This window comes from Arthrobacter sp. SAFR-023 (assembly GCF_051965295.1).
Taxonomy (GTDB): Bacteria; Actinomycetota; Actinomycetes; order Actinomycetales; family Micrococcaceae; genus Arthrobacter.
This window is the reverse complement of sequence record NZ_JBQCMF010000003.1, coordinates 129,897-146,051: the sequence shown is the minus strand read 5'-3', so window position 1 is coordinate 146,051 and position 16,155 is coordinate 129,897. Positions and strand designations below refer to the sequence as shown.

The window sequence follows — 16,155 nt, the reverse complement described above, 5'->3', positions numbered from 1 at the left end:
TCTCGTGGCGGGCTACTTGTTACGATTCACGGCCAAGCTGTGCCGGGGCTGTGCCGGAACAAGGTCTGGTTTGTGACCTTCGGCGAAAAGGAACCGCTGCTGGATGGCGTAGCTCACGGCGCACAGGGCCACTTCGGTAAACAGCTTGGCCGGCAGGTCCGCGACGCCGGCGCCTGCGAGCGCCGTGAGGAGTGCGTAGTTGGCCGCCAGCAGGGACAGCGCGAGGGCGAAGTATCTGGCCGCCGTGGCGCGGGCCGGCTTCTCGCGGCCGTGTTTGAACACCAGCCGGCGGTTGATCAGGAAGTTGGCCGTTGCGCTCAGGCACCGGGCACCGACGACGGCCGCCAGTACAGAGTCGGTGGCTGCGTTGAGGACAAGGAAGGCGACGGTGTCGATCAGGAAGCCGGCGAAGGACGACAGCAGGAACTTCAGCAGCGGGGCATAGATGCGCACTGAGTCCGCGAGCGGCCGGAAGTGCGATCCGGAGTTGTGATCAAGGTAGATCGTGGCGATGCCCACGCAGGCAATGCCATATCCGGCCGCCTTGGCCTCAAGCAGGAGGTTCAGTTCGTATTCGTACCGCTCGCCGCCCACCGTCAGGAGCCAGGGCAGCATGGCTGCCGGGTAGCCGCGCAGCCCCGTCTGCGTGTCGGAGATGCGCTCGCCGGTAGCCAGCCGGAACAGCAGCCGGGTGGCGGCGTTGCCGAAGCGGCTGCGTACGGGGACGTCGCCAGCGAAAGTGCGGGCACCGAGCACCATGGAGGTGGCGTCCGTCCCGGCCAGGCCGGCCACGCGCAGGATGTCCACGACGCTGTGCTGGCCGTCGCTGTCCGCGCACACCACGTCCTGGCCGGGGAAACGGTCCAGAATGAAGCCAAGCCCGGTTTTCAGCGCGGACCCTTGCCCCGGTTTGCCGGATGGCTGATGACATGCGCGCCGGCCCGGCGGGCACCGTCGAAAATTTGAGCGTAGGCCGGGCCGCTGCCGTCATCGACGACGACGAGACTGAGTGCGGGGTCCGACGCGCGGATCGCGCCAATCACTTTAAGGAGCTGGGTGTCGGGCTCGTAGGCGGGGATCAGGATGATCACGGCGGGACTCACTTGCCGATGTACAGGATGTCCGAGGTTCCGCGCTCGCGGTTTGCACCCAGCGGATTGTTGACCAGTTCGCCGTTGAAATACATGGTGGAGGAGCCGCCGCCGTCGAGGTTGTACGCCGTTTCTGCGCCGAGATCCTTCATGATCTGCGCCATTCCCGTCATGGTCACGCCGGCGCTGTAACCCGGACTGCGGCCGTCAGCCACCACAAAGACCAGATGGTTGGTGCCGATGAGCCCCACCGCGGTGCGCGGCTGCTCGCCCTGGATGGAATGGTTGCCGAAGTTGGTGTCCACCTCGACGTCCTCGATGCCGTCCACGATCCGGCTGTCCTGGACGATTGCCGGCCCGAAGGACAGGGTGTTCCACACGCCGTCGGAGACCAGCTGCTCAGCGTTGGTGGCGGTTTCGTCGTAGACCTTCACGGTCCCGTCCCGGTAGAACGCCAGCCCCTGGCGGGCGCCCTCATCGCGGTAGACAACTCCGTTGCGGATCACGATGCCGGTGTCCCGGAAGCCGTAGTAGTCGCCGTTGATGGCGAAGACCGCGTTGTGGGCAGCCGCGATTTCCGAGGTGGTCTGGGTGATGTTCTCGCCGAAACTGTCGTCGGCGAACGCGGACTTGAGCGTCGTCGCATCGTCAAGGACGACGTCGGCAACGTAGTAGGTGACCGTGCTGTCACCGCTGCCGGTGACCACCGTGGAGATGCTGATGTTGGCGCCGTCGGCCGAGTAGGAGGTGTCCGTGACGGAGGCGGACGATCCCACTGCCGTGGTCCCGGAGGACGCGCCCTGGGCTGCCTCATAGGCGGACACATCGGAGATTTCCACGTGCTGCACCACGAACCTGTCCAGCGCCCAGGCGGAGGCGCCACCGGCGGACAGCGTCAATGCAAGTGCCGCGGCGAGGACGGCACGGCGCCTCGGCCTTGCCTGGCTGCGCTCGCGGGCTGGGCCCTGCGGGGCGGCTTCGCCGGAGGAAATTTCTTCGGTGGGGGTGTTCTGCTGTGAGGTCATGCATCATTTGTAGGGACCGGACTTATGCCGGCCGTGAGCCGGGCATTTGAGGAAGCTGTGAAACCCGCTGCCGGCCGGCCGCGCTCCATATGCCGGAAGCGATAGAGTGAACCGGGATTAACCGATCACGCTTCGAAGGAGTCACCGTTGACTGCTGAACTCCCGGAACTCGCCGGCGGCGACTTCTACTACCAGGACCTGGGCGGCGGCCGTTTCCGCTCCACCATCCACGCCCAGGGGGCCTGGAACGCCCACGAACAGCACATGGCCCCGGCGTCCGGGCTCCTGGCGGACCGGCTGGACCGGCACGAACCCCGGGACGACATGCGGATGGCCAGGCTCAGCTACGAAATCCTGGGACTGATCCCCGGCGGTGAATTTGAAATCGTCACCGCGACGCTGCGCCCCGGACGCACCATCGAGCTGCTGCAGGCTGAACTGGTGGCGGCCGGCCGTGTGGCCATCAGGGCGACGGCCTGGCGCATGGTTACCAGCGATACGACCGCCGTGGCCGCCGTCGAGGACGGGACCATTCCCTCGCCGGAAGAATGCAAGCCCTATGACGGTGCGAGCGTGTGGCCGGGAGGCTACATCCGCTCCCTGGAAATGAGGGTGGCGGAAGGCCACCGGCCCGGCGCCGGGAAAGTGTGGCTGCGCACGGACCATCCGCTGACGGACAGAAATGACAGCACGGACGTGGCAAGGCTCATGGGGCTCGTGGACACCGCCAACGGCATCGCCGCGCGGGTGCCTCCGGGCAAGGACAGCTACGCCTTCCCGAACCTGGACCTCCAGATCCACATGTACCGGCGGCCGGAGGGCGAGTGGCTCGGGCTGGACAATGCCGTGTCTTTCGGTGCTGACGGCATCGGCCTCACCTCGACAGTGCTTCATGACCGGTCCGGCCCGTTCGGCCGGGCGGAACAGATCCTCACGCTGCGGAGGAGCTGACCGCGGGCCGCCTAGTGGAAGACCAGCCAGCCCGCCAGCGTGGCGAGGCCGGTCAGCAGCGCGCCCCATGCCATGTCCACGACGATGAGCTGCAGCGGCCAGGTCTTCAGTGTCGCGGCGTTGGTGAGGTCGTACGTTGCGTAGGCGAAAGCGCCCAGCGCCGCCCCATGGCCGACGGCGGTCAGCCACGTGCCGCCGTCGAGCGCCGGCCGCAGGGCGAAGAAAACGATGCCCGAAATGTAAATCAAGTAGAACGCCACGGCGTACCCTAGATGGGGCCGGCTGGCCAGCAATTCACCGATGTGGCTGCGGTAGAACGGGTTCATGAGCTTGAGCCACACGGCGTCGATCACGGCGAAAGCAGCGGCGACGACCAGAAATTGCAACACGACCATAAGGGAGCTTAGCAACATGCAGCAGGCCGGGGCTGATTCACGGACTCTGACGCTCGTTCGGCAAGAGCAGTCCCTCGGCGCCGTGCGTGACCTCGATTTCGGGATCGAACTGCTCGGCAAGGCCAGGGCCGGGGACATCGGATCCACGCTTCGGCTGTACCGGCCCGCACCGACGGTTGCCTTCGGCCAGCGCGACACCCGCCTGCCCGGCTTCGGCGCCGCCGCCCAGGCCTGCCGGGAACTGGGGTTCGAACCGCTGATCCGCAAGGCCGGGGGCCGCGCTGCCGCCTACCACGAAGGCACCCTCATCATCGACCATGTGGAGCCGCACAGCGACGCCATCGCCGGAGCCAAGGGGCGCTTCGCGTTTTTCGGCGAGATGCTGGCGGGGGCACTGCAGAGCGTGGGCGTGCATGCCGCCGTCGGGGAGATCCCGGGGGAGTACTGCCCGGGTGAGTACAGCGTGCACGGCTTCGCGCCCGCGGCCCCCGCCCACAAAATCAAGCTGGTGGGCACCGCCCAGCGTGTGGTGTCCGGCGCCTGGCTGTTCAGCTCCGTCGTGGTGGTGGAGAACTCCGCGCCCATCCGCGAGGTGCTGACGGCCAGCTATGACGCCCTGGGCCTGGACTGGGATCCCGCGACTGCCGGGGCCGCCAACGACCTTGTGCCCGGCCTTGACGTGCAGGCCATCGAGGACGCGGTGGTCCGCACCTACGCGGAGTACGCCACGATGGGGCAGGCGGACTTCAGCAGTCTTATCGCCTAGCGCGGCACCCTGGCGCCGGTTGGTTCGGCGCGTTTTCGTTCATCACAGTTTTGGTTCGGCGCGGTCAATGTGGGGCCCGTGTCATTCGGTGGCCGGGGGGATCTGGCAGATCATGAGGACGTTTCCGTCCGGGTCCCGGAAATTGAACCATTGGTCATCGTTGACCTCGGTAAGTTCCACGCCCCGGGTTTTCATGAAGGCATGCGCCGCATGGATGTCGGCGGTGTTGAAGTGGAACGCAGGAACCTGGAAGACGGCGCCGGGGGAGTAGATCTTGCTGTCCAGGACAAGGCCCGCCCCCTCCATGGGCAGTATGTACAGATGGCCCATCAGGACCTTGCCATCGGCGGGCACGCCCAGCATGCCGCAATACCAGTCGCGGGCTTCCTCGATATCGCTGACGGGGACAAAGACGGTGCCGATCTGCGGGGAAACTGGACTCACGGCAATCCTTTGGAACGCGGGAAGGAACTCGAACTGTAACGCGCTGGACTGGCCGTCACCAGGAGCGGGCCCGCCGGGATTTTCGTACCCGGACCTGTCGATTTCAAACGCGCAGGAGAGGACGATTAAGGAACAGCCGCTGAAAAAGGAGGTCGGTGATGTGCTATTCATCGCGGGCGGATTTCGGCTGGGACACCCGGAAGGATGCCCTCCGGAAACCCGAGGTGCACCGGGAACCGGCGCCGCCCGAAGCTGCGCCCGGGAAGCCCGTGGACCGTCCGGAACCCCGGACCCACGCGGACGACACCAGGCTGTGGGCCTTCCTGGCCCGCCGCCGGGAGCCCCGCCGCACGGAGGCCCATCCTCGCACGCCGGTGCGGGACCGGATCGACGAAAAAGTCTGAACAAACAGTAAAGGCACCGGACTCCGGTGCCTTTACTGGTGAATCTGAACTGCGGCGTCAGCCCTACGCGGCGAGCCTGCTCTTGACCTCGGCTGCGGACGGGTTCGTGGCAGCGGTGCCGTCCGGAAAGAGAACGGTGGGTACGGTGCGGTTGCCGCCGTTGATCTGCTCCACGAGTTCGGCCGTGCCGTCAACCTCTTCGATGTTGATCTCGGTGTAGCCGATGCCCTGGGCGTCCAGCTGCTTCTTCAGCCGGTTGCAGTAGCCGCACCAGGTGGTCGAGAACATGGTGATGGTGCCGTCTTCGGGGGTAAAGTCCACGGGCTCTCCTCGGATTGATATGGTCCTGTCGGTTTCCTTCCCCACAACCGTAACCCGGGCACCGGTATTCCCCAGCCTCTGTTGCAATGGCATGCTGGTGCCATGTGTGGACGTTACGTCATGGCCCGGGCAGTAGGGGATCTGCTGGCCGAATTCGACGCCGAGCTTGAGAACGAAACCGAAATCCCGCCGTCGTGGAACGTTGCGCCGACGGACGGTGCGCCCATCGTCCTGGAACGGCTTATCGACGGCGACACGGTCCGCCAGCTGCACGTCGCCCGCTGGGGCCTGGTGCCGTCGTGGGCGAAGAGTCCGGGCATCGGCGCGAAGATGATCAACGCCAGGAGCGAGTCGGTCCTCGAGAAGCCGGCCTTCCGCAAGGCGGTGCAGTCAAGGCGCTGCGCCGTCCCGGCGGACGGCTACTACGAGTGGAAGCAGGGGGAGGGCCGCAGCAAGCAGCCCTACTACGTCCACCCCCGCGACGAATCCGCCATGGCCTTCGCCGGACTGTACGAGTGGTGGAAGGACCCGTCCGTACCGCCGGGTGAGCCCGCCCAGTGGATGCTCTCGATGTCCATCATGACGGCGGACTCGCCGCCGGCGGGAACTGAAGGAACGGTGTTCGCCGAACTGACAGCGCTCCACGACCGCGTCCCGCTGCCCATGAGCCGCGACACCATGGCGGCCTGGCTTGACCCGCAGGTTGACGACGCTGCCGGCCTGGTGGACCTAGTCCGGTCCGGCGTGAAGGACGTTGCCGCAGGCTGGCGGGTGGACTCCGTGGGCAAGGCTGTGGGCAACGTCCGCAACAACTCCCCGGAGCTCATCGAGCCCGTGGAGGCACTCTTCTGAGGCTGGCTTCTGAGGTTCACGGGCTGGCGGACCTGGCCGGAATCAGGGCCGGGCCTGCAATCAGACGGTGACCTGGCCGCCGTCGTCCACTGTCCACGAGGGGTTAAAGGCAATTTCCCAGCGGAAGCCGTCCGGATCGGCGAAGTATGCGGTGTAACCGCCCCATGGCTGGGTCTTGGGAGGGGCCACGACGGACGCGCCGGCCGCCTCTGCCTGGGCCATTACCTGGTTTACCTGCTCGGCGCTGCCGACGTTGTGGCTGAGCGTAATGCAGGGGACTTCGGCCGGAGCATCAACGGCGGCCTCGGCCCGCATCTGCCCGGCATCCCACAGGGAAAGAATCAGGCCGTGGTTGGCCTGGATAAAGACCACCTCATCTGGAACCTCACGGTGGACAGGCCAACCCAGGCCGTCCACATAGAAGCGCCGGGAAGCGGCCACGCTGCGCACTCCCAATGAAATAAAATCGACTCTGGGCTGCATGGTTCGATACTGTCATGATCATGCCCACAAATCACGGAGACGAGAAAAACGCCCAGGCTGACCGGGAACAGCTCGCCGCCGTGCGGGTCGCGGTGGATGAGGTGGACGAGCAGATCGTCACGCTGATCGCCCGGCGCGAGCGCCTGATCCGCATCGCGGGAGGCCTGAAAGGTGACGACGCCGAAGTACGGGCGCCGGGACGCGTGGAGCGGGTCATCGAGCATGTGCGCGCGGCCGCCGAGAAGAAAGAAATAGACCCGGACATCGTGGAAACCACGTATCGGGCCATGATCTCGAAGTTCATCGAGCTGGAGATGAAAATCCACAACGACAACAGCTGAGCTGTTGCCTCAGGCTGCGGACAGGTTCCGTCAGCTGAAAGGCGCGCCGGGGCGCGGGGCCGGCTGATCCGGGCTGCTGCCCGGTGCCGCTCGCGGGGGCCGCTGACCCTCTAGAGCTTCTCCTCGACAGGCACGCCGGACTGGAATTCCCGCCCGTCGGCCTCGCTGAACGCGGACATCAGGTGGCTCTTGTCCAGCCCCAGCACCGTGCTCATGGGGAAGTTGCCCGTGATGGTATTGCCCGAGTGCTCAACGCTGCTGAGGTCGAAGTTCTCCTCCGTGCCGTCATGGCTGAAGGAGTAGATCGAGACCGCCTCGCCGTTCATGAACTCGATTCCCAGCCTCCGTTGATGAGAATAATCCGGAGTGGCAGCCACGAGCCCCACAACAAAGGCGCCCGATGCTGGAATGTTGCCGTCGATATCGAACCTGGCCACCAATGTGCTTTCTTTGGCGGCGATGCTTACCTGCTTCAGGAGCGCGTCATTGGAACTCATGGCACCATCCTGCCCTGTGAGCCGCCGTCAGTCCACACCCATCTAGGTTTTGTCCCCGGCCCGGCGTAGACTGGAACTATTCGAATACATGTTCGAATGCTTGCTTATGTGACTGCGTATTTTCTGCAGGATGAGATTGGTATCCGGAGGCACCCATGGGAACGTTCAGCGAGTCTGTTGACGTCGACTGCGCACCTACCGGAGAGCCGGCAGAGCTTCGCTGGGGCGGCAGGGAATACCGGGTCTGCGCCGAACCCTTGCGCTGGTACGAACGCCGCCAGTGGTGGGCCGAGGAACGGCGCGCCCCGCTGGGTAGCGGCCCCGGGCTTGTTGACCATGAGATCTGGCGGGTTCAGGTCCTGCCTGCCGGCAGAAGAAGCCCGCAGGAAACTCCGGCTGCAGAACCCCCTGAACCACTAACCCTTGACCTGGTGCGGCATACCGGCAGCGGACGTTGGCGGCTGCTCCGTATCCACGACGCCCTCCGGCCCAAAGACGCACTCCAGCACAAATCAGCATGAGCTTCACCCACCTACACGTTTCCACCGCCTTCAGCGCCCACTACGGTGTCTCCTGGCCAGACGAACTTGCCCAGGCGGCAGCGGCCCAGGGAACAACCGCCCTTGGGTGCACTGACCGGGACGGCCTCTATGGCACCGTAAAACACCTCAAGGCATGCATGGCCGCCGGGATTGACCCGGTGGTCGGCGTGGATCTGTCAGTGTTCGACGACGAGGGGGACCATGAGGACGGGTTGCCTGATGCACAGATGGCTGGCGCCCGGTTTTCCAAAAAACGGTTTTCCGCGGACCGCGTCACCGGACGGGTAATCGTCCTCGCCCACGGCCACAACAACGGTGCGGGGTACAAGGCACTGTGCCGGCTGATCTCCGACGCACACGCCCGCACCACGGGCAAGGCCGGGGGAGCGGTGCCCGTTGCTGTCACCAGGGCTGAACTCGCCTCACGCGTCCTGGACCCGGAAACCCTGAAACCGGTACTCACCGTGCTGCTGGGCCCGGATTCCGACGTCGGCCTCGCACTGGGCGGGCGGCGGTACCTCCGGCCCCGCACCCTTTTCAAGGGCTGGCTGGACGCCATGCCCGCCGGAAGCGTCGCGGCAGAGATCGTCACCCACCTCAGCGCACCGGGCGAACCCTTAAGCACTGCCCACGCCGTCCGCATGCTCAAGCTGGCGCAGGAGTACGGCGTGCCGGCGGTTCTCACCAACGCCGTCCGGTACTGCGAGGAGGACGGGGCAGCCACCGCCGACGTCCTGGATTCGGCCCGCACGCTCAAGTCGCTTCCTGAACTCTCCGCCGAGCCGCTGCTCCAGCCCAACGGGCAGGGCTGGCTGAAAACCCCGGACCAAATGGTGGAGCTGGGCAAGGAAATCATCCATGCCGCCGGCTACGGTGCCGCCGATCTCCAGGTGCTGCTCGCGCAGACTGAGGCGCTCGCGGACCGTTGCCGCATGGATCCTGTGTCCGACATGGGCTGGAAGCAGCCGGTGGTGCCCGAGGCCGCCGTCATCGGCATTGAAGGGGACCCGCTGGCCGAACTTGCCCAGCGCTGCGAGGCCGGAATTGCCCGGCGGTTCCCCGGCATCTCCGGGAAGGCGGAAGCAGACATGCGCGCCAGGCTGCAGCATGAGCTGAAGATCATCGCCCGCCTCGGCTTTGCCTCCTACTTCCTCACCGTGGCCGAAGTTTCCCGGATGATCCTGGACATGAATGTGAGGGCGGCAGCCCGGGGATCGGGTGCTTCCAGCCTGGTCAACTATCTGATCGACATCAGCCAGGTGAACCCCCTCCAGCATGACCTGATCTTCGAACGGTTCCTCTCCGGGGACCGGTCCACCCTGCCGGATATCGACATCGATGTGGAAAGCGCGGAACGGCACAACGTCTACCGGAAAATCTTTAACCGGTTCGGCTCCCAGCGCGTCACGCTGATGAGCATGCAAAACGGCTACCGCGCTCGCGGTGCGGTGCGGGACGCCGGCATGGCTTTGGGGATGGACGACGCCGATGTCGGCGAAATTGCCAAACAGCTGTGGCGCTTTTCGGCACGGAAGTTCCGGGAGGCCCTGGAAGAAAAACCGGAACTTCGCGAGTTCGCCGGACGGGTGGAACAGCGGAACTTTTCCGAGAACCAGCAGCTGGACCTGCTGGTTGACCTCACCGAGCGGCTGGACCGCCTTCCGCGCCACATCTCCATGCACCCCTGCGGGGTGATCCTCGGTGATGCCACCCTGCTGGACCGGACCCCGGTCCAGCCCAGCGGCCTTGGCCTGCCCATGAGCCAGTTCGACAAACACGACATGGACCCGATGGGCATGCTGAAGCTGGATGTCCTGGGAGTCAGGATGCAAAGTGCCATGGCCTTTGCCGTGCGGGAGATCATCCGGATCCACCCCTCCAAGGCTGAAGTGGTGGCGGCCGGAGCCCATCCCGCCGGGCCTGGGGGCAACGGGCCGGACTACATCACCGAAGACGGCCTGATCGACCTCAATGCCGTGCCCCTGGATGATGAGCCGACGTATGAGCTGATCAGAAGCACCCATACCCTGGGATGCTTCCAGATCGAATCACCCGGCCAGCGGGAGCTAGTGGGCAAACTGGCCCCGCGCGAATTCAACGACCTCATCATCGACATCTCACTGTTCCGCCCCGGCCCCATGAAATCGGACATGGTCCGGCCCTTCCTCGAACACCGGCACGGGTTCGCGCCGGAGACCTATCCCCACCCAGACCTGAAGCCGGTGCTGCAGGAAACCCATGGGGTGACGGTCTTCCACGAGCAGATCCTGCGGACCTTTGATGTGATGACCGGCTGCGGGCTGGCCAAAGCCGACGAGTTCCGCCGGGCGCTGAGCAACGAGGTCAAGGAGGGCCAGGTCGAGGAGTTTTTCCGCCGCGAGGCAAAGACCAGGAAGTATTCCCCGGAGGTGGTGGACAAGGTCTGGGGCACCCTGAAATCGTTCGCCAGCTTCGGGTTCTGCAAAGCCCACGGCGCCGCTTTTGCCGTGCCCACCTACCAGTCCGCCTGGCTGAAGGCCCACCATCCGGAGGCCTTCCTCGCGGGCCTGTGGGAGCACGATCCCGGGATGTACCCCAAGCGTCTCCTCGTGGCCGAGGCACGGCGGATGGGCATCCCCATCCTTCCGCTGGACATCAACCGCAGCGGTTCCGAATACCGGGTTGAGCGGGTCGCGGAGGGACCGGACCGGGGAAAGCTGGGCATCCGGCTGAGCCTCAACGGAATCTTCGGGTTGTCCGGTTCTGAACTGAAACGGATCGTTGCAGGCCAGCCCTATGACTCACTGGCGGACCTGCGGGCACGCTCCAGGCTGAGCAAACCCAGCATCAAGCGGCTCGCCCAACTCGGCGCCTTTGACACGCTGCACCGGGAATCCGGCGGGACAGCCAACCGGGCAGACCTTGTCCACCACCTGCAAAGCCTGCAGAGCAAGCCGGCAAAGAAAGGCACCGAGGTCATCGAGGGACAACTCGCGCTGCCCCTGGGGGATGTCGAGTTGCGGAACGTCAAGCCCGGGCTGCCTGAACCCACCACAGTGGAAAACGTCCGTGCGGAACTCGACCTGATGGCGGTTGACGTCAGCGAACACCTGATGTCCAGCCACCGGCCGCTCCTGGACAAGCTTGGCGTCACCACCGCGGACAAGCTGCTGGGACTGCGCAACGGCACTGAGGTGCTGGTGGCCGGTGTCCGGATCGCCACCCAGACCCCGCCCATGCGCGGCGGCAGGCGTGTGGTCTTCATCAGCATCGACGACGGCACCGGGTGCGTGGATTCCGTGTTCTTCCATGAGGCCCAGGAACACGCCGGCCCGCTGCTGTTCGGGACCCGGCTGCTGCTGATCCGGGGAACCACCCGGCGGACCGGTCCGCGCGGCATCAGCCTCAGCGCCAGCATGGCCTGGGACCTCAGCCAGGTGGACACCTTGCCGTTCCCCACACGGGAAAACGGTGAACGTGGGAGCGCTGACCGTGAACCGGAGGACGCCGGGTCAGGTCACCCTGAACAGGACCTCTGGCAGCCGGGCCCCCTTGAAGGCATCAGCAGAAACCTGGCCATCACCGGCCTGGGAAGCTGACCGACCCCCCGTCCATTTCCGCATTTCCGCCGCCCCGTTCCACTTGGTCGCCGCCGTGGCGCTTTGGCTCGCCACTTCCGCAACAGATAGCATTGACGAGGCTGGCTGTGGTCCCCGTACGCCACAAGCTACGAAGCCTGAACTTTGAATAGGAGACACCCGTGTCAGATGCCCAGCAGATCACCCTCATCGTCGATGGCGAAGAAATGAAGGTGACTACCGGGACCACCGGCGCGGAACTCTTCTTTGAGCGCCGCGACATCGTAGTGGCCCGGGTCGACGGCGAACTCAAGGACCTGGACCAGCCCCTTCCCGAGGGTGCCCAGGTTGAAGGCGTCACCATCGATTCCCCCGACGGGCTCAACGTGCTGCGCCACTCCACCGCCCACGTGATGGCCCAGGCGGTGCAGCAGCTGCGCCCGGACGCCAAGCTGGGCATCGGTCCCTACATCACTGACGGGTTCTACTTCGACTTCGACGTCGAGGAGCCCTTCACTCCGGAGGACCTGCGCCAGCTGGAAAAGATGATGCTCAAGATCGTCAACCAGAACCAGAAGTTCGTCCGCCGCGTCGTCTCCGAGGACGAGGCCCGCGAAGCCATGAAGAACGAGCCCTACAAGCTCGAACTGCTGGGCAAGAAGAACGACGCCGCCGACGCCGGCGAAGGCGTCAACGTCGAAGTGGGCGCCGGCGACATCACCATCTACGACAACGTCGACCGCAAGAGCGGGGACAGCGTCTGGTGCGACCTGTGCCGCGGCCCCCACCTGCCCAACACCAAGCTCATCTCCAACGCCTTCGCCCTGACCCGTTCCTCGGCGGCATACTGGCTGGGAAACCAGAACAACCAGCAGCTGCAGCGCATCTACGGCACCGCGTGGCCCACCAAGGACGCCCTCAAGGCGTACCAGGAGCGCATCGCCGAGGCCGAGCGCCGCGACCACCGGAAGCTTGGCGCCGAGCTGGACCTGTTCTCCTTCCCCGACGAGCTGGGCTCGGGCCTGCCGGTCTTCCACCCCAAGGGTGGCATCATCCGCAAGGCGATGGAGGACTACTCCCGGCAGCGCCATGTGGACGCCGGCTACGAGTTCGTCTACACCCCGCACATCACCAAGGGTCACCTGTACGAGGTATCCGGCCACCTGGACTGGTACCGGGACGGCATGTTCCCCGCGATGCACATCGACGCTGAGCACAACGAGGACGGCACCGTCCGCAAGCCCGGCCAGGACTACTACCTGAAGCCGATGAACTGCCCCATGCACAACCTCATCTTCCGCTCACGCGGCCGGTCCTACCGCGAACTGCCGCTGCGGCTCTTCGAATTCGGTTCCGTCTACCGCTACGAGAAGTCCGGTGTGGTCCACGGACTGACCCGCGTGCGGGGCATGACACAGGACGACGCCCACATCTACTGCACCCGCGAGCAGATGAAGGACGAGCTCACCACCACGCTGAACTTCGTCCTCGGCCTGCTCAAGGACTACGGCCTGGACGACTTCTACCTCGAGCTGTCTACCAAGAACGAGGACAAGTTCGTCGGCGACGACGCCGCCTGGGAGGAAGCCACCCGCACCCTGGCCGAAGTGGCCGAGGCCTCCGGGCTGGAGCTCGTTCCGGACCCGGGCGGAGCCGCGTTCTACGGACCCAAGATTTCTGTCCAGGCGAAGGATGCCCTGGGCCGCACCTGGCAGATGTCCACGATCCAGCTCGACTTCAACCTGCCCGAGCGCTTCGAACTCGAGTTCCAGGCCGCCGACGGCACCCGCCAGCGTCCGGTCATGATCCACCGGGCCCTGTTCGGTTCGGTGGAGCGGTTCATGGGCGTCCTCACCGAGCACTATGCCGGAGCCTTCCCGGCATGGCTCGCTCCGGTGCAGGTGGTGGGCATCCCGGTGGCGGAGGCCTTCAACGACTACATGTTCGACGTCGTCGACAAGCTCAAGGCTGCCGGCATCCGCGCCGAGGTGGACATCTCCTCGGACCGTTTCCCGAAGAAGATCCGCACGGCCAGCAAGGACAAGATCCCGTTCGTGCTGATCGCCGGCGGTGAGGACGCCGAGGCGGGCGCCGTGTCCTTCCGGTTCCGGGATGGCAGCCAGGACAACGGCGTGCCCGTGGCCGAGGCTGTCCAGCGGATTGTGGACGCCGTCCGCGACCGGACCAGCTAGCCGCGGCGGAGGGGGCACACGTGCAGGACAACACAGGGTCGGGCTATCCGGGCGACGCGGAGGTGACGGACGATTTTGGCCTCGCCGGCGTTCCGGATGCCTTCCAGCGGCTGTGGACTCCGCACCGCATGGCCTATATCAAGGGCGGGCAGCACCAGTTCAAGAACCAGGACGACTGCCCGTTCTGCATCGCGCCAGCGCGCACCGATGAGGAGTCGCTCATCGTGTACCGCGGACGCACGAGCTACGTGGTGCTGAACCTGTTCCCCTACAACCCCGGCCACCTGCTGGTGTGCCCCTACCGCCACGTCCCCGATTACACAGACCTGACGGTGGAGGAGACAGCCGAGTTCGCCGAGCTGACGCAAACCGCCATGCGGGTTCTGCGGAAGGTGGCGAATCCCGGCGGCTTCAACCTGGGCATGAACCAGGGGGTTGTGGGCGGGGCCGGTATCGCAGGGCATTTGCACCAGCACATCGTTCCGCGCTGGGGCGGGGACGGAAACTTTTTTCCGATCATCGCCCAGACCAAGGCGATCACCCAGACCCTCGACGAGGTCCGCCAGCAGGTCGCCGACGCCTGGCCCGGGGAGACGCATGCTGAATAGGCATGCCCGCGGGTTCTTCACCGCGCTGTTTACCCCGCTTGCACGCTGGCTTCTGAAAATTGGCGTCTCGCCGGACGCGATCACCATTGTGGGAACGGCCGGCGTGGTGGTCGGGGCCCTGGTGTTCTATCCGCTGGGCCAGCTCTGGTGGGGAACGATTTTTATCACCCTGTTCATCTTCTCCGACGTCATCGACGGCATCATGGCCCGGATGCAGAACCTCGGCGGGCGCTGGGGCAACTTCCTGGACTCCAGCCTGGACCGGCTGGCTGACGGCGCCCTTTTTGCCGGCCTGGCCATCTGGTTTTTCACCGGCGGTGCGGATGTCCCCATAGCCATTGCCGCCGTCGTCTGCCTTGTCCTTGGCATGGTGGTCTCCTATGTCCGGGCGAAGGCCGAATCCCTCGGTTTCCAGGCGAACGTGGGCATTGCCGAACGTGCCGAACGGCTGGTCTCCGTCCTGGTGATCACCGGCCTTACCGGCGTTGGGTTGCCGCCCGTTGTACTGCTGGCGACTCTGGTACTGCTGGCGGCGGCGAGCCTCGTCACGGTGGTCCAGCGCGTCCTGGCCGTGCGCCTCCAAGCGCTGGAAGACTCTGAACAGACCTGATTAAGCCGGTCTGCCGCGGTGGGACTAGTATATTAGGACTGCCGGTCAATGAATCCGGTATTCCGGTGTGTGCTAAAGGGCATGTCCTTGCCGCCTGCACTGCCGGCGAAAGGTCATCTAGCTACCCATAGGGGTTTTTGTGTCTACACCTGATGTAAGCAACGAAGCCGGCTCGTCCGCCAACAGCGTGACGGGCAGCAACCGCGTCAAGCGCGGCATGGCAGAGATGCTCAAGGGCGGCGTCATCATGGACGTCGTCAACGTCGAACAGGCCCGCATCGCCGAAGACGCCGGTGCCGTTGCCGTCATGGCGCTCGAGCGCGTCCCGGCCGACATCCGCGCCCAGGGCGGCGTGTCCCGCATGTCCGATCCGGACATGATCGACCAGATCATCGATGCCGTCTCCATCCCGGTCATGGCCAAGGCCCGGATCGGTCACTTCGTCGAGGCCCAGGTCCTGCAGTCCCTCGGCGTCGACTACATCGACGAGTCCGAGGTCCTCACCCCGGCCGACTACGTCAACCACATCGACAAGTGGAACTTCAAGGTTCCCTTCGTCTGCGGTTCCACCAACCTCGGCGAGGCGCTGCGCCGCATCAACGAGGGCGCGGCCATGATCCGCTCCAAGGGCGAGGCCGGCACCGGCGACGTCTCCAACGCCACCGGGCACATGCGCCAGATCCGCGCCGAGATCGCCAAGCTCGCGGCCCTGCCCGAGGACGAGCTGTACGTTGCGGCCAAGGAACTGCAGGCCCCGTACGAACTGGTCAAGGAAGTTGCCGCCACCGGCAAGCTCCCCGTCGTCCTGTTCACCGCCGGCGGCATCGCCACCCCGGCCGACGCCGCGATGATGATGCAGCTCGGCGCCGACGGCGTGTTCGTTGGCTCGGGCATCTTCAAGTCCGGCAACCCGGCCCAGCGTGCCGCGGCCGTCGTGAAGGCCACCACCTTCTTCGACGACCCGGACGTCATCGCCAAGGCCTCCCGCGGCCTGGGTGAGGCCATGGTCGGCATCAACGTGGACGAGATCCCGCAGCCGCACCGCCTCGCCGAGCGCGGCTGGTAAGCTCGCGCCT

19 protein-coding genes are annotated in these 16,155 nt (G+C 65.5%); 11 read left to right on the top strand and 8 right to left on the bottom strand.

Annotated features, from left to right (window positions below; all coding sequences use genetic code 11):
• Window positions 1–12: 12 nt before the first annotated feature.
• The 3 genes from ACTHQX_RS04865 to ACTHQX_RS04855 are packed head-to-tail and all read right to left on the bottom strand — an operon-like array spanning window position 13 to window position 2,116.
• Window positions 13–840 (bottom strand): GtrA family protein, encoded by an 828-nt coding sequence (locus ACTHQX_RS04865; RefSeq protein WP_440156061.1) that lies wholly within the window; start codon window positions 838–840, stop codon window positions 13–15.
• Between the two features lie 47 nt (window positions 841–887).
• The gene (locus ACTHQX_RS04860; RefSeq protein WP_440156062.1) at window positions 888–1,091 is read right to left on the bottom strand and encodes a glycosyltransferase; all 204 of its coding nucleotides are present in this window, start codon (window positions 1,089–1,091) and stop codon (window positions 888–890) included.
• Window positions 1,092–1,099: 8 nt separating this feature from the next.
• Window positions 1,100–2,116 carry a phosphodiester glycosidase family protein gene (locus ACTHQX_RS04855; protein WP_440156063.1) on the bottom strand — a complete coding sequence of 339 codons (1,017 nt, stop codon included), beginning with the start codon at window positions 2,114–2,116 and terminating at the stop codon, window positions 1,100–1,102.
• A gap of 147 nt (window positions 2,117–2,263) precedes the next feature.
• Here ACTHQX_RS04855 and ACTHQX_RS04850 point away from each other — a divergent pair, with 147 nt between their 5' ends.
• The gene (locus ACTHQX_RS04850) at window positions 2,264–3,067 is read left to right on the top strand and encodes a thioesterase family protein (protein WP_440156065.1); all 804 of its coding nucleotides are present in this window, start codon (window positions 2,264–2,266) and stop codon (window positions 3,065–3,067) included.
• Between the two features lie 11 nt (window positions 3,068–3,078).
• Here the strand turns inward: ACTHQX_RS04850 and ACTHQX_RS04845 are convergent, their stop codons facing one another.
• Window positions 3,079–3,462 (bottom strand): DUF2177 family protein, encoded by a 384-nt coding sequence (locus ACTHQX_RS04845; protein WP_440156066.1) that lies wholly within the window; start codon window positions 3,460–3,462, stop codon window positions 3,079–3,081.
• 16 nt (window positions 3,463–3,478) lie between these two features.
• On the opposite strand from ACTHQX_RS04845, the gene ACTHQX_RS04840 reads away from it, so the two are divergent.
• Window positions 3,479–4,228, top strand: a complete 750-nt coding sequence (locus ACTHQX_RS04840; RefSeq protein WP_440156068.1) for a lipoate--protein ligase family protein — start codon at window positions 3,479–3,481, stop codon at window positions 4,226–4,228.
• A gap of 81 nt (window positions 4,229–4,309) precedes the next feature.
• Here the strand turns inward: ACTHQX_RS04840 and ACTHQX_RS04835 are convergent, their stop codons facing one another.
• Window positions 4,310–4,672 carry a VOC family protein gene (locus ACTHQX_RS04835; protein ID WP_440156070.1) on the bottom strand — a complete coding sequence of 121 codons (363 nt, stop codon included), beginning with the start codon at window positions 4,670–4,672 and terminating at the stop codon, window positions 4,310–4,312.
• Between the two features lie 158 nt (window positions 4,673–4,830).
• Between ACTHQX_RS04835 and ACTHQX_RS04830 the strand changes: the two genes are divergently transcribed.
• A complete protein-coding gene (locus ACTHQX_RS04830) occupies window positions 4,831–5,076 on the top strand; it encodes a hypothetical protein (RefSeq protein ID WP_440156071.1) in 246 nt (81 codons plus the stop codon).
• Between the two features lie 63 nt (window positions 5,077–5,139).
• Here ACTHQX_RS04830 and ACTHQX_RS04825 read toward each other — a convergent pair whose 3' ends face one another.
• Window positions 5,140–5,397 carry a mycoredoxin gene (locus ACTHQX_RS04825; RefSeq protein ID WP_078028863.1) on the bottom strand — a complete coding sequence of 86 codons (258 nt, stop codon included), beginning with the start codon at window positions 5,395–5,397 and terminating at the stop codon, window positions 5,140–5,142.
• A gap of 102 nt (window positions 5,398–5,499) precedes the next feature.
• Between ACTHQX_RS04825 and ACTHQX_RS04820 the strand changes: the two genes are divergently transcribed.
• A complete protein-coding gene (locus tag ACTHQX_RS04820) occupies window positions 5,500–6,249 on the top strand; it encodes an SOS response-associated peptidase (RefSeq protein WP_440156073.1) in 750 nt (249 codons plus the stop codon).
• A gap of 60 nt (window positions 6,250–6,309) precedes the next feature.
• Here the strand turns inward: ACTHQX_RS04820 and ACTHQX_RS04815 are convergent, their stop codons facing one another.
• Complete coding sequence (locus ACTHQX_RS04815; RefSeq protein WP_440156075.1) at window positions 6,310–6,732, bottom strand: VOC family protein; 423 nt, start codon at window positions 6,730–6,732, stop codon at window positions 6,310–6,312.
• Between the two features lie 14 nt (window positions 6,733–6,746).
• Here ACTHQX_RS04815 and ACTHQX_RS04810 point away from each other — a divergent pair, with 14 nt between their 5' ends.
• Window positions 6,747–7,073 (top strand): chorismate mutase, encoded by a 327-nt coding sequence (locus tag ACTHQX_RS04810; protein ID WP_440156077.1) that lies wholly within the window; start codon window positions 6,747–6,749, stop codon window positions 7,071–7,073.
• 110 nt (window positions 7,074–7,183) lie between these two features.
• Here ACTHQX_RS04810 and ACTHQX_RS04805 read toward each other — a convergent pair whose 3' ends face one another.
• Complete coding sequence (locus ACTHQX_RS04805; RefSeq protein WP_102972335.1) at window positions 7,184–7,570, bottom strand: hypothetical protein; 387 nt, start codon at window positions 7,568–7,570, stop codon at window positions 7,184–7,186.
• Between the two features lie 155 nt (window positions 7,571–7,725).
• Between ACTHQX_RS04805 and ACTHQX_RS04800 the strand changes: the two genes are divergently transcribed.
• The 6 genes from ACTHQX_RS04800 to pdxS all read left to right on the top strand — a co-directional run bounded on the left by ACTHQX_RS04800 (window position 7,726) and on the right by pdxS (window position 16,145).
• Window positions 7,726–8,091 (top strand): hypothetical protein, encoded by a 366-nt coding sequence (locus tag ACTHQX_RS04800; RefSeq protein WP_440156079.1) that lies wholly within the window; start codon window positions 7,726–7,728, stop codon window positions 8,089–8,091.
• Entirely contained in the window at window positions 8,088–11,690 is a 3,603-nt protein-coding gene (locus tag ACTHQX_RS04795) for a DNA polymerase III subunit alpha (protein WP_440156081.1), read from the top strand. The genes ACTHQX_RS04800 and ACTHQX_RS04795 overlap by 4 nt, the downstream gene beginning before the upstream one ends.
• 206 nt (window positions 11,691–11,896) lie before the next feature.
• On the top strand, window positions 11,897–13,861 hold the full coding sequence (gene thrS, locus ACTHQX_RS04790; RefSeq protein WP_440156194.1) for a threonine--tRNA ligase: 1,965 nt from the start codon (window positions 11,897–11,899) through the stop codon (window positions 13,859–13,861).
• Between the two features lie 20 nt (window positions 13,862–13,881).
• On the top strand, window positions 13,882–14,469 hold the full coding sequence (locus ACTHQX_RS04785) for an HIT family protein (RefSeq protein ID WP_387101218.1): 588 nt from the start codon (window positions 13,882–13,884) through the stop codon (window positions 14,467–14,469).
• Complete coding sequence (gene pgsA / locus ACTHQX_RS04780; RefSeq protein WP_440156083.1) at window positions 14,459–15,079, top strand: phosphatidylinositol phosphate synthase; 621 nt, start codon at window positions 14,459–14,461, stop codon at window positions 15,077–15,079. The genes ACTHQX_RS04785 and pgsA overlap by 11 nt, the downstream gene beginning before the upstream one ends.
• A gap of 139 nt (window positions 15,080–15,218) precedes the next feature.
• Entirely contained in the window at window positions 15,219–16,145 is a 927-nt protein-coding gene (gene pdxS / locus ACTHQX_RS04775; protein ID WP_102972340.1) for a pyridoxal 5'-phosphate synthase lyase subunit PdxS, read from the top strand.
• Window positions 16,146–16,155 lie beyond the last annotated feature (10 nt).